The sequence below is a fragment of the Deltaproteobacteria bacterium genome (genome assembly GCA_021737785.1).
In the GTDB taxonomy this organism is placed as follows: domain Bacteria; phylum Desulfobacterota; class DSM-4660; order Desulfatiglandales; family Desulfatiglandaceae; genus AUK324.
Genome location: JAIPDI010000017.1, coordinates 57,497 through 70,156, shown reverse-complemented (window position 1 = coordinate 70,156; position 12,660 = coordinate 57,497). Strand labels below are relative to the sequence as shown.

The following is a 12,660-nucleotide window of genomic DNA, read 5'->3' as shown; positions in this document are numbered from 1 at the left end:
GGGATCAGAGGGGCTTCCATGATCTGACAATTGATTCTTATGCCATTTCAACATTATTCCTCAGGAGGTGAAATAGGTGGCCCGACAAAAAGTGACGATCAGTTATCTTGAGAAAAAAGTGAGCGAAGGAAGGAAGATTACCATGATGACGGCCTATGACTATCCTACGGCCAGTCTGGTGGATCAAGCGGAAATCGATACCATATTGGTGGGAGATTCCCTGGCCATGGTCGTTCTGGGGTATGAATCCACGGTTCCGGTGACCATGGATGAGATGCTCCATCACTGCAAGGCCGTGCGCCGGGGGGCGAAACTGAGCTTTATTATCGGGGATATGCCCTTTATGTCCTATCAGGTGAGCGTGGAGAAGGCGGTGGAGAATGCCGGTCGTTTCATAAAGGAGGCAGGATGCGAGGCGGTGAAACTTGAAGGAGGGTCTGAAATGAGCCACGTAGTGAAGGCCATGACAGATGCAGGGATACCGGTCTGCGCTCACATCGGGCTAACCCCCCAGACGGCCACCAAGCTCAGCGGCTTCAAGGTCCAGGGCAAGGATGCTGACAGTGCGAACAAGCTGGTTCAATCCGCAAAAGACCTTGAAGATGCAGGGGCCTTTATGATCGTCCTGGAATGCATCCCGGACCAGGTCGCTTCCAAGATCACGGATAGTCTGAAGATCCCTACCATCGGAATCGGGGCCGGCAAATACTGTGACGGGCAGGTGCTGGTCTATCATGATCTGGTTGGCCTCTTTGAGCGGTTCACCCCCAAGATGGTCAAACAGTATGTCAACCTGGCCCCCATGATACGGGAGGCCCTTATCCAGTATCGGGACGAGGTGGAGAAGGGGATATTCCCCGGGCCGGAACATAGTTTTGTCATGAAGGCCGAAGAGTCCGAGCGATTGTAGCGAGAACGCGTGTCAGGCGGATATGGGTTACTCGGTCGACCGGGACGGAAGCGCCTGTTGTCTCGCGCCTGGTGTCTTTCGACGTTGGTTTTCTGTATAAATTAAGGAGTAGCGCAATGAATTTTTTAGTGGTAGGTCCCGGTGCCATGGGGTGCCTTTTCGCCAGCCGCCTCAAAAAGGTGGGGCATCAGGTGACGATTGCGGATTATAATCCCGAGCGGGCGGATTTCATCAACAGGCATGGTATATGCCTTGAGGAGACGACCGGTGAAGAACGGGTTCATGTCCAGGCGGTCACGGGAAGGATTGAAGAAGAACCGGATGTGGCGCTCTTCTGCGTGAAGGCAAACCAGACACGGGAGGCGGCAGAAGAGATCGCCTCGTGGATTCACCTTCAGACTTCGGTTCTGACCCTTCAAAATGGCCTCGGCAACCTTGAGCTGTTGGAGGAGGTATTCGGGAAGGGAAGGGTATTGGGCGGCGTTACGGCAGAAGGGGCAACACTCCTGGGTCCGGGTCACGCAAGGCACGCAGGACGGGGGCAGACCGTTATCGGGCCTGCAGGGAGCGCGGACGGTCCGGTGGCAAAAATTGTCAAGGCGTTTGCAGGGGCGGGATTCGATACCCGCACCGCCGACGATGTGGAAAACCTTATCTGGGGCAAACTGATCGTGAATGTCGGCATAAACGCACTGACAGCCATCACTCGGGTCAAGAACGGCCGTCTCCCTGCCATAAAGGGGGCGAAAACGGTTATGAAGATGGCGGTTCAGGAGGCCATGAGTGTTGCTGTTGCCAGGGGGATTCGTCTGCCCTACCCGGACCCTTTTAAACGGGTTCTGGAGGTATGCCGCGCTACCGCGGAAAATACGGCCTCCATGCTCCAGGATGTTTTGGCCAAGCGGGTCACTGAGATCCAGGCCATTAACGGGGCTATTGTTCGAGAAGGTCTCAAATTCGGCATCCCGACCCCTGTGAATCTGACCCTGACGTCCCTCGTGGAAGCGATCCAGGAATCCTATGATCAGAGGGTCACCGAGTGAGGCGAAACTGCCACCTACCCTCCCACCAGGAGCTTCTGGCCCGGCTGGATCGGTTGTTTGGGGCTGATATTGTTCAGTTTGCATAACCGGTCCGTGGAAATGCCGTATTTCCTGGCGATGGTGTACAGACTTTCGCCTGACCGAACCGTGTGATACCTCTGCGTGACTGCCGAGGATGATGTTTTTGGGGAAGCGGTGGCGTCGCGGCCGATTATTTTCCGGATATCCTGTTGCAGCCGGTTTGCCTCTTTCTCGAGATGTACGATTCTGTCCTCAAGTTTTTCAAGCCCTTCCAGACGGGCCAGCCGCTCTTCAAGCTTGTTCACGTCGGCCTGTATGGAGGCAAGTTCTTCGGTACTGTTCCCGTTTCCGCCTATCACGAAGAAAACAATCATGAGAACGAGTAGAAAGATGCCGATGGCCCATGGAATGAGGAATTTTGGGAAACGGCCTGGGTCGACGGTCGACCCGGAACTCTGAGTTTTCCCGCCTTTGGGCGTATATCCAAGGTCATCGACAATCTCGTCCATGAATTCCTGTGCCGCCTCATCTCGATCCTGGTTCACGCGTTCCTCCCTTCTGGTTCGCTCATCACAAATAAAATCTATTTCCGAACAAGTTCTTCCTTCGAAAAGATTTATAATGTTTTTGAAGGATCATGTAAATGAAAATCCTCGGTGATTGGCTGTTGAGGAGTGATTGCTGAAGATTGAAAAGCCGTATCTGCAATTCCTAATTGAGGTGTTTTCGACCGGCAATCCTGCATCCTTCGGGATCAACATTTCTCTCCCGCCAGCAAGAAGATGAACATCGGTTGACTTTTTGGTCTCATTCTGCTTTTCTCTTTTGCAATTTTAACCAGGAGCCATGATAATGTGGCGGCCCAACAGGACGCGATGCGGCCGGTTCACATGAACCATGGGATACCTCCTGCACGGTGGTATCTCTCTAAACGGGGCAAGGTCACTGGGAATCAAGAAGAAGAAAAGGGATGGACCTTCATCGTAAACTTACCGCCATTTTGAGTGCTGATGTGCAGGGGTACAGCCGTCTCATGGGGGATGATGAAGAGGCTACCGTAAGGACTATTACGGCCTATCGTCAGGTGATGCGCGTCCTGATACGGAATCACCGGGGTCGGGTGGTAGACTCTCCGGGCGACAATCTGATGGCCGAATTCGCCAGCGCGGTCGATGCGATACAATGCGCGACGGAGATCCAGACGGCCCTGGCCGCGAAGAACGCCGAGTTGCCCGAGCATCGCAGGATGGTGTTCCGGATCGGCATCAATATCGGGGACGTGATTATTGAGGGGGCGGAGATCTACGGGGACGGGGTGAACATCGCGGCCCGACTGGAAAGCCTGGCAGATCCCGGAGGCATCTGCATTTCGGGCACAGCCTACGATCAGGTCCGGCGGAAACTGGGCCTGGCCTACGACTTTATGGGGGAGCAACAGGTAAAGAACATCACCGAACCGGTGAGGGCCTACCGGGTATTGTGGCGGGAAGAGGATGTTCAAAAGTGGGTCCGGACAGGCAGCAGGGTCCCCCGTGCCGAATCGGTTCGGAAAGGCGTGAACAACCGGTGGGTGAAACGCATGGTCATAACCTCGTTTTTGATGGTCGTTCTCATGCCGCTGGCCAATCACCTGAACCTGAATGTCCTGACAAAGATATGGCAATGCCGGCTGGCCCTTATCCCCAATTCCATGGACGTAACGGTGGTGACCATGGAGGAGAACGAAAACAAGGAGATGCACATGGCGGCGGGTGAGGATCCGCCGCCTTCTTTTGCCAGAGATCCCAAGCTCTGGCGAAGGTATCATGCCAGGGCGATCCGGAACCTCTACGAGATGGGCGCGGCCGCGGTGGGATTTGATTTCTGGTTTTCACCCCCCTATGATGACGCAACCAGGGAGGCCTCCCGGGAATTTATCAAGGGACTGGAGTGGGCCAAACAGAAGAAGTTCCCGATCATTGTCGGGCAGTTTCAGAATATCCAGGATCCTGAGATCTACAAGCGGGCATCCTGGGGCTATATTTCGGTCTACAGGGACATTACGTGGATCCATGAGGTGATGTATCTGTTATCATGGGACCGACTGGATATCTCGGGAAGCCGGGTCGAAAAGGCGAGTTTTTTTGTGCAGGTCCTGGCCAGAAAACTCGGGTTGGACCCCAGGATAGAGAACGGCAGCGTGCGTCTCATAGGAAAGCCCATTCCAGGAAGGCTCTGGTTGGCCTTTTCCAAAACACCTTTTGACAGGGTTCCTTATCATGAAGTATATAATGGCACGGCCGACAAAACCAGGCTTGACGGCAGGATTGTCCTGATCGGCCTCTCCCTGACCGATACAGACTATTTCATGGTCCCTTACAGCCCCACGGATTTTACGCCCAACGATTCCGGGGATCCATACGGCATGCCCGGTGTGTTTCTTTTTGCCCATGCCATCAACCAGATCGTGAACGGATATTACCCCATCGAGATCAACGACGAATGGTCATGGCCCACGGATGCCAAACGGTTTTCGCTGCTGAATCTGGAAAGTCTCCTGTTTTTACTCCTCGAGACGATCATCACATGCGTCTTCCTCAGCCTCGTGTATGTCCTGGCAGACAGAAAAGAGAACTGGAAGCTGACCCATGGGGCCATGGGACTGGCGGCCATGTTTCTGATCATCGGCCTGGCCGTCACACCTGTCCTTTTCGGCCTGGCCAATTTTCTGTGTGCGTCGATCCTGTTTATCATTATTTGCATGCGAATCAAGCCTGTTCAATCCGGGAGGTGAACCATGCACAAAATAGCGGGCGCAGGCTTTCTGTTGGTCGTATGGACTTGCATTATGACCCCGGTGACAACGTGCCCGGCCCAAGCAGCCGATCCCATGAAGTCCGTAGCCGGGTTGCTGGAGGTGGATTGCAATATCGCGGGCATCAACCTTCGCTTGTGTCCAGAGGGCAACTATGTGCCAAAAGAGACAAGGGTATTTTTCGGGTTGATCAAATCCGTAAGACATGTCTGTTCCAGTGGAGAGATTTTCGTGGGCGAAACCCCCCTGAACCCGACGGCTGTTCGGGCGGGCAGGTACATCCTCATGATCCCGTCGGATTATGTGTGGGAGGGGGAAGGCCCGGTTGAACTCACTGTCCTCCCCGGGGAAAAAACCTATTTTCTCTTAAAGCTCTTTAGTGCTCGCGCCAACCCTCCAGAATTCGATCATGGCGGGGGCGGGGGCGGCGGGGGCGGCGGGGGCGGCGCCAGATAAATCAAAGACCTACCCCCAGAAGCGTTGGCCTGTGGTGTTGATCCTTCAAGGTTCCCTGCATTAGGGCACCTAAAGTGAAGGAAGTGGTGACTTCTTGCCATTACAAAGGACCATGACTATGAAAAGCTACAGAAAGGAACTCTGGTTCCAGGTACCTTCCAGGAGGGCCTTTATCAACATTACCCCCCAGGTGAATGACTGCCTGAAGGAAAGCGGCATTCAGGAGGGACTGGTTTTGGTGAATGCCATGCACATCACCGCATCGGTCTTTATCAATGACGATGAGGCCGGACTCCACCATGACTATGACATATGGCTGGAGAAGCTGGCGCCCCATGAACCCGTGGCCCAGTACCGGCACAATGTGGGGGAAGATAACGCAGACGCCCACATGAAGCGACAGATTATGGGACGGGAGGTGGTGGTCGCCGTTACTGAGGGCAGACTCGATTTCGGGACCTGGGAGCAGATTTTTTACGGTGAATTCGACGGAAGGAGGAGGAAGCGCGTCCTGGTAAAAATTATCGGGGAGTGAGAAACGGTTACCAATGGAAAGCATCGGAGAACAAAATGGGTGGATCAGGAAAGTGTGGCCGGATCTCAAGCCGCCGAGCCTCAGCGACAATACCGCTGACGTGGACCGTCTCATCAAGGGGCTGAAAAAGGCCCTCCATACGGAAAATGTAGATGTTGATTTCTCGCTGGCAGGAAAGGTGTCCGCCTCTCTCAGGCACTGGAACTATCACGTCGGCGCATCCGTGTATGAGGAGCATGACGGCTGGCATCTGATCGATATCTCGGGGACGCGGGATCAGCAGGCGATTCATGGTGTCGCCCTCGATCTGGGAAGTTCAACCGTTGTTGTGAGGCTGGTAGACCTTGAAACCGGTATTGTGACGGATGAATCCTCCTTCCACAATCCCCAGATTGAGATCGGTGCGGACATCCTCACCCGGATCCACTACGCGGCCCGGGAGGGAGGGCTTTCGAGGCTTCAGGAGATGACCATTGAGCGGCTCAATCAAGAAGTGGAAATTTTGTCTCGAAAACATGGAATAGGCCTGGAATCGGTGGTGGGCATGTCAGTTGCCGGGAACACCACCATGACGCATCTGTTCCTGGGCCTGGATCCCTATTGGATCTGCCGTGAGCCGTATATTCCCGTGGTGAACCGACCGGGATTGATTCCTTCCTGTGAACTGGGCCTGAACATCAATCGGGGCGCCCCGGTGCTGGTTTCTCCCAACGTGGGCAGCTATTTCGGCGGGGACCTGATAGCCGGGATTCTGGCTTCGGGTATGAACCGGCAGAGCGACATATCTTTCTTAGTGGATGTGGGGACCAATGCCGAGGTGGTGGTCGGCAACAGGGAGTGGCTCATGGCCTGCGCCGGGGCGGCAGGTCCTGCCCTGGAGGGGGGCATTGCAGACATGGGAATGATGGCGGGGCCAGGTGTCATCGACCGGGTGACCATTGATCCGGTCACACGTGAGTTCAGGATAGGGACGATTCAGGATCCGGGGGATGCCAAGGCCCCACAGGGACAACGGCCGGTGGGAATCTGCGGTTCCGGGCTTATTGATCTTGCGGCCCAGCTCTTCCTGGCCGGGATGATCGATTTGAGGGGGAAATTTGTGGAGGCCGCGTGCGGGGACCGTCTTGAGGAGATGGACGGAACCCGGCATCTGGTGGTGGTCCCTGCCAGAGATTCCGGGACCGGCAGCCCTCTTACCCTGAGCCAGACCGATATGGACGGGCTCATACGATCCAAGGCCGCCATGTACACCATACTGACCACCATTGCCAATACAGTGAATATCTCTTTTTCAGAGATAGGGCAATTTTATGTGGCCGGGACATTCGGGTCTTACATAGATCCGAGGTCGGCGATTACCATCGGGATGATTCCCGACCTCCCGCTGGAGACATATGTCTCTCTGGGGAATACCTCCCTGGAAGGGGCTGCCCTGGCCCTTCTGGGGACTGAGGCCAGGGAGGCGCTCTTTCAGATAAGGGATCGGATCACTTATCTGGAACTCAATGTGAATCAGGAGTTCATGAACCTCTTCAGCGCCGCCAAGTTCATTCCCCACACGGACAGGTCGCTTTTCCCCAGCGTCAGCGCTGGAGACCGAAGCTGATAAAAAAGAAGCTGCCTGGATTGCAATACTCTTGTCATTGAAATTTGGCCGAGTATTTGCGATCCTATTATCGGAAAGCCAAAATGAACCCCTATCGTTATTATGTCTAGAGGCAGGTCCGGTCTCATCCTTCTGGTGGTCTTATTGGGTCTTTTATCTTATCTGGGGTATTCCAGGATTGAAAACTTCTTTATTTTTTTCCCGGAGCGTTCTCTTGACGCGGCCCCTGCAGACTGGGGACTAATCGCTGAAGATGTGTCGTTTGAGGCCGCGGACGGCACCCGGCTTCACGGATGGTTTTTCCCTTTAGACAACAGGGCCCCGGTCATCCTCTTTTGCCACGGAAACGCAGGCAACATCTCCCATCGACTTGAGAATGTAAAGGTGCTGCTGGATCAGGATCTCCAGGTTTTTATCTATGACTACCGGGGATACGGCCGGAGCAAGGGAAGTCCTTCGGAGAAGGGCATTTACCAGGATGGCCTGGCAGCGTATGATTACCTGGTCTCGCGCAGGAAGCTCCCGCCGGACCGCATCATCCCCTTCGGCCGCTCCCTCGGGGCTGCAGCGGCCATTGAAATTGCCATGAGAAGGGAGGTCAGGGCGCTTATCATCGAGAACGCCTTTACCTCCACCAGGGACATGGCGAGACAGATGTTTCTTTTTCAGCTCGTCTCGCCCGTCTTACCCGTCAACTACAATAATATTGAGAAAATCAAGGCAATCCATGCCCCCAAATTTATCATCCACGGAGAAAAGGATGAGATTGTCCCCTTTTCGATGGGCCGAATATTGTATGAGGCGTCACCGGATCCCAAGAGTTTTTACCCGATTCCGGGAGCGGGTCATAATGACACCTATCGGGTGGGCGGAAAAGCGTATGCCGAGGCATTTTCACGATTTGCGAGGTATCCTACACCGTAGGGAAACGGCGGTCGGATGACAGAACTCGGATGTGGGAGATCAGAGATCGGGAACATGGCATCCCCCGTCTCCAGCCTCCGGTCATCCGACGAGTTCCAAATATCCAGAACCCGGTTTCTCACCTGGGCGTTACTTCGCATAGCTGTGGAGACCGGCGAGATAGTTGACGCCGAAATAGGTGAATAAGACGCAGAAAAACCCGACCATGGAGAGGATGGCAATTCTTTTCCCCTTCCAACCCCTTACCATCCGTGAATGAATCACCGCGGCATAGATGAGCCAGGTAATGAGAGACCATGTCTCTTTCGGGTCCCAGCTCCAGTAGCTTCCCCATGCGGAATGCGCCCAGACGGATCCTGTGATAATGCCGAGGGTCAACATCAGGAACCCTATGACAATCATCTGGTAATTGAGATCGTCAAGGATCCCCTGTGAGGGGATCAGTTTCAGGAAGATATTTTTCCTCTCCGGCGCGTCCAGCCGCTTCATCAGATACATGATGCTGAGACCGAAAGAAACGCCGAATGCAGCATAGCCGAAAAAGCAGGTGATTACATGACTGATGAGCCAGTTGCTCTTGAGCGCGGGGATCAGCGGCTGGATATGGCTGCTGATACCGGGGGAAAAGGAGGCATAGGCCATGGCCAGGAATGCCAGCGGCGTGACAAAGGTGCCGAAGGTCCTGTTTTTGGTCCGCCATTCCACGATCATATAGAGAAACATGAGGGTCCAGGCAAAGAAGATCAGGGATTCATAGAGATTGGAAAAAGGTGCATGACCGATACCCATCTTATAGGATGTCACCCACCTGAGAATGATGGCCGCGGTCTGGGCGGTAAGCCCGAGGAGGGACGCGAAGGTGCCCAGTTTGGCAAGAAGCGCCCGGTTCATGACCATGCCGAGGAGGTAGAGCATAAACGCAGCGAAATAGACAAACGTTGTATAGCTTAGGATGATGGAATCTAACATGATTTTCCGCCCTTTTGGTGGAGTGTATGATCCGCGGTTCGGAATGGATACCGGATGCCGGTTCCCGGTTAGAGGTCAAAACCTCTGCCTTAATGGTGATCCTTACGGTCCGCAAGTGGTCTCAATAGCCGATCCTCCATTAATCAATCTTACGTATATCCCCCATCAGATGTTCCAGTTCCCTCTCGAGACCCACCGGATTTTTATTGGATGTCCCCGCAACCTCGATCCTGGCCTCTGGTACTGCACCCAATATCCGGATCCATATTCTGCGGTGGGAGGTGAAAAAAGTGAAAAAAAGACCCAAGACCATAAAAAAACACCCCCCCCAGACGATGGGGACTCCGGGATCTCTGTTGACCTGAAGCCCGGTGTAATACCGGGTTCCCATATCTTCAAGGAAAAAGGTATACGGCGGGAAGGCGGTAGGATCGAATTTGGGGGACCGGCGCATCGGCTCGGGAAGCCTGCTGAGGACCTCCTCCCGGTTCTTGAACACCCAGAAGTCCCTGGTGTCGGTCTCGCCGGCGGGCTGGACCGAAATGAGGATGGCAGGCCCCATATTCATGATATCTCCCCTCGCGTCCGCCACCCTGAAGGCCCCTTCGCCGCCGGGGAGTTTAACCGTCGTTCCGGATTCCACCTCCATGGCGGTCTCTGAGTCCCCCGGACCGGATATTCTCAGATCAACCGTCCTGCCCGGCGTGGTGCCGTAACTCGACTGATAAAAGGTAACTCCCATGAATTCCACGGGATGGTTCACCAGGACACCACGTTTTTCGATCTCTTTTCCGTTGACAAGAAAGCTGAGATCGGAGCGGTATTCCTTGGGTGCGCCGTTTTTATAGAAATCCAGCAGGAACCGGTCGCAGCGTACGCTGAAGTCCAGTTTTAGGGGTCTCATTCCCTTCCGGAGCATGACCGTGTCTGTCTGTTCGCCCTCCGGGATATTGACATAGGCCTCAAAGCCGAAAAAGGAGCCCACCATCCCGCCCACAAGGATAAGGAGTATGCTCACATGAACGAAATAAACGCCGAAAAGGGAAAGCCCTCCTTTTTCTGCATAAAAAAACCGATTCCCCTCCACCTCCTTTTCCCTTATTTTTTTGTAGCGGGATTGGAGCAATCGGCCGATCCGCTCTGCTGCTTCTTTCGGGGCCTCGTCTGTAAGAGAGGATCGCTCGGGCGGCAACCCCTCAAAAGGTTTTTCCCGGTCGGGTTTCGGAAGGGCAGTAAATCGCTTCCATGTAGCGGGCCACCTGTCAAGAGAACAGATAATCAGATTGAGGGTAATGACCCCCAAAAGGACCCTGAACCATATGGAGTGGTACACGTCGAACAGGTCGAGAGCCGTAAAGAACCTAAGCGTACCCGGGCTTAGGCGACCGGCGAATTGGGCGGCTCCCTGTTGCTGAGGGATCAGTGTTCCCAGGATAGACACAATGGCCAGGACGATCAGGAGTACGATCGCCAACTTGACCGAAGCGAAAAAGTCCCAGAAGATATTGGACCTGTTTTTTGATGTCGGATATTTCATGCTTAGCAGCTCCCATGGAGCATATTCCGGTGGGCCTTCCTCTGTTATGAGGCGTTAATCAGAGGGATCGGCATTTCTGCACGCCAGGGCGTGGCAATCATATGTCTTTCTGCGACAGCTGGCTGTATGGTTGAACCGGAATGATGGAATCGTGGAATAGTGGAAAGACGGGCACGAAATGCAAAAGAACGCTCTCAATTGTTTTCATCCTCTGAACCCATAATTCCGATCTTCCATCATTTCAACATTGCAAATTGGGATAAAGACTGTGGTGGTTCAATATGATGATTCTGGAAGTACTTTCCTATAACACAGGTGACATTAAACTGCAAACCCGATTTGCGGGTGTAAAACGTTTGACCATTTGTGCTGTATCATGTATTAGATGTTACAAGCAACAGGGGTCAATCGAAATGGCAATGAAAATCTTCCGGGGTTATGGAGGAGAAGACCATGCTCGATCTTAAATTCGTTAGGTCCCATCTCAGGGATATTGAAAATATGCTGAAAACCAGGGGATATGACCTGGATATCTCGCGGTTTGAGACCCTGGATTGCGCCAGAAGAGAGATCCTGTCCGGTCTGGAAGCGCTTCGTCATCAGAAGAACCGGGTGAGCGAAGATATTGCAGTCATGAAAAAAAGGGGCGAGGATGCCTCAGCCGTTATTGCTGAAATGAAGGCCGTTGCCTCCAAGATCAAAGAAAAGGAGAAAGAACTCCCCACGTATATTGAAGAACTCGATCAGATGCTCATGGTGATCCCCAATTTTCCTGACAGCTCGGTGCCGGTGGGAGAGAATGAAAAAGACAATCCGGTGATACGGACGTGGGGGGTGATCAGAGAGATGAATTTTGTCCCCCGTCCGCACTGGGAAATCGGAGAGACCCTGGGCATCCTGGATTTCCAACGTGCGGCCAAGATTGCAGGATCGAGATTTGCCCTTTATATCGGTCCGGGCGCGAAATTGGAGAGGGCCCTCATCAGCTTTATGCTCGATATGCACACCCGGGAACATGGATATACCGAAATCCTCCCTCCTTTTATGGTCAACGCCGATTCCTTAACGGGTACCGGACAATTACCCAAATTCAAGGAAGACCTCTTCAAGGTGGAAGGATGGGATCTCTATCTGATCCCCACGGCAGAGGTCCCTGTTACCAATATCCATAGAGATGAGATTTTGAGGGAGGAAGATCTCCCTGTCTACTATGCGGCCTACACCCCCTGCTTCCGTTCCGAGGCGGGATCCTACGGAAAGGATACTCGGGGGCTTATCCGGCAGCATCAGTTCAACAAGGTGGAATTGGTCAAGTTTGTGAGGCCTGAAACATCTTACGATGAATTGGAAAAATTGACCCGGAATGCGGAAGAGGTCCTCAGACGCCTGGAACTTCCCTATCGGGTGGTTTCATTATGTACCGGAGATCTCGGATTTTCCGCCGCGAAGACCTATGATCTGGAGGTCTGGCTTCCCGGGCAGGAACTTTATCGCGAGATTTCTTCGTGCAGCAATTTTGCTGATTTTCAGGCCAGGAGGGCCGGAATCCGCTTCAAGAAGAAAGGGGGGACCGGGACGGAACTTGTGCATACCCTGAATGGATCAGGCCTGGCTGTGGGAAGGACTTTGGTGGCGATTCTCGAAAACTATCAACAGAAAGACGGGAGTATCTCCATCCCCGATGCGCTACGGCCGTATATGGGAGGGATGGATGCCATTTCTCTGTGAGCGTCCTATTACCTCCCAGCAAGAGTCTCCCGGCTTGTGGGCTGTCCCCATCTGAACCTCCGCGGGGCGGGCAGACCAGTTTGCATGAGGAAGAAACCCGACGCCATGCTAAAGCATAAACCCCAACTCCAACATCC

11 protein-coding genes are annotated in these 12,660 nt (G+C 53.7%); 8 read left to right on the top strand and 3 right to left on the bottom strand.

All coding sequences use genetic code 11. From position 1 onward, the window contains the following. Positions 1-76 precede the first annotated feature (76 nt). Together panB and K9N21_10305 are read left to right on the top strand one after the other, a co-directional pair. Positions 77-910: a 3-methyl-2-oxobutanoate hydroxymethyltransferase gene (gene panB, locus K9N21_10310; protein MCF8144301.1), complete on the top strand. Its 834-nt coding sequence runs from the start codon at positions 77-79 to the stop codon at positions 908-910. Positions 911-1,026: 116 nt separating this feature from the next. Beyond that, positions 1,027-1,953 carry a 2-dehydropantoate 2-reductase gene (locus tag K9N21_10305; GenBank protein ID MCF8144300.1) on the top strand — a complete coding sequence of 309 codons (927 nt, stop codon included), beginning with the start codon at positions 1,027-1,029 and terminating at the stop codon, positions 1,951-1,953. A 14-nt stretch (positions 1,954-1,967) separates the two neighbouring features. Here the strand turns inward: K9N21_10305 and K9N21_10300 are convergent, their stop codons facing one another. Next, on the bottom strand, positions 1,968-2,483 hold the full coding sequence (locus tag K9N21_10300; protein ID MCF8144299.1) for a LysM peptidoglycan-binding domain-containing protein: 516 nt from the start codon (positions 2,481-2,483) through the stop codon (positions 1,968-1,970). 461 nt (positions 2,484-2,944) lie between these two features. On the opposite strand from K9N21_10300, the gene K9N21_10295 reads away from it, so the two are divergent. From K9N21_10295 to K9N21_10275, 5 genes are all read left to right on the top strand, one after another. After that, positions 2,945-4,747, top strand: coding sequence for a CHASE2 domain-containing protein (locus K9N21_10295; GenBank protein ID MCF8144298.1), 1,803 nt, complete (start codon positions 2,945-2,947; stop codon positions 4,745-4,747). Between the two features lie 3 nt (positions 4,748-4,750). Next, entirely contained in the window at positions 4,751-5,224 is a 474-nt protein-coding gene (locus K9N21_10290) for a hypothetical protein (GenBank protein MCF8144297.1), read from the top strand. Between the two features lie 118 nt (positions 5,225-5,342). Continuing rightward, positions 5,343-5,759, top strand: a complete 417-nt coding sequence (locus K9N21_10285; GenBank protein ID MCF8144296.1) for a secondary thiamine-phosphate synthase enzyme YjbQ — start codon at positions 5,343-5,345, stop codon at positions 5,757-5,759. A gap of 13 nt (positions 5,760-5,772) precedes the next feature. Beyond that, on the top strand, positions 5,773-7,365 hold the full coding sequence (locus tag K9N21_10280; GenBank protein ID MCF8144295.1) for an ASKHA domain-containing protein: 1,593 nt from the start codon (positions 5,773-5,775) through the stop codon (positions 7,363-7,365). Between the two features lie 102 nt (positions 7,366-7,467). After that, entirely contained in the window at positions 7,468-8,289 is an 822-nt protein-coding gene (locus tag K9N21_10275) for an alpha/beta hydrolase (protein MCF8144294.1), read from the top strand. 129 nt (positions 8,290-8,418) lie between these two features. Here K9N21_10275 and ccsB read toward each other — a convergent pair whose 3' ends face one another. Beyond that, on the bottom strand, positions 8,419-9,258 hold the full coding sequence (gene ccsB / locus K9N21_10270) for a c-type cytochrome biogenesis protein CcsB (protein MCF8144293.1): 840 nt from the start codon (positions 9,256-9,258) through the stop codon (positions 8,419-8,421). Between the two features lie 139 nt (positions 9,259-9,397). Then, the gene (locus tag K9N21_10265) at positions 9,398-10,795 is read right to left on the bottom strand and encodes a cytochrome c biogenesis protein ResB (GenBank protein MCF8144292.1); all 1,398 of its coding nucleotides are present in this window, start codon (positions 10,793-10,795) and stop codon (positions 9,398-9,400) included. Between the two features lie 453 nt (positions 10,796-11,248). Between K9N21_10265 and serS the strand changes: the two genes are divergently transcribed. Beyond that, complete coding sequence (gene serS / locus K9N21_10260) at positions 11,249-12,523, top strand: serine--tRNA ligase (GenBank protein MCF8144291.1); 1,275 nt, start codon at positions 11,249-11,251, stop codon at positions 12,521-12,523. Positions 12,524-12,660 lie beyond the last annotated feature (137 nt).

Bases quoted from the DNA above. Each gene is read 5' to 3' on its own strand.
- K9N21_10280 (MCF8144295.1), top strand. From the start codon at position 5,773: ATGGAAAGCATCGGAGAACAAAATGGGTGGATCAGGAAAGTGTGGCCG.
- K9N21_10305 (MCF8144300.1), top strand. From the start codon at position 1,027: ATGAATTTTTTAGTGGTAGGTCCCGGTGCCATGGGGTGCCTTTTCGCC.
- serS (MCF8144291.1), top strand. From the start codon at position 11,249: ATGCTCGATCTTAAATTCGTTAGGTCCCATCTCAGGGATATTGAAAAT.
- K9N21_10275 (MCF8144294.1), top strand. From the start codon at position 7,468: ATGTCTAGAGGCAGGTCCGGTCTCATCCTTCTGGTGGTCTTATTGGGT.
- K9N21_10285 (MCF8144296.1), top strand. From the start codon at position 5,343: ATGAAAAGCTACAGAAAGGAACTCTGGTTCCAGGTACCTTCCAGGAGG.
- K9N21_10290 (MCF8144297.1), top strand. From the start codon at position 4,751: ATGCACAAAATAGCGGGCGCAGGCTTTCTGTTGGTCGTATGGACTTGC.
- K9N21_10265 (MCF8144292.1), bottom strand. From the start codon at position 10,795: ATGAAATATCCGACATCAAAAAACAGGTCCAATATCTTCTGGGACTTT.
- K9N21_10300 (MCF8144299.1), bottom strand. From the start codon at position 2,483: ATGGACGAGATTGTCGATGACCTTGGATATACGCCCAAAGGCGGGAAA.
- ccsB (MCF8144293.1), bottom strand. From the start codon at position 9,258: ATGTTAGATTCCATCATCCTAAGCTATACAACGTTTGTCTATTTCGCT.
- K9N21_10295 (MCF8144298.1), top strand. From the start codon at position 2,945: ATGGACCTTCATCGTAAACTTACCGCCATTTTGAGTGCTGATGTGCAG.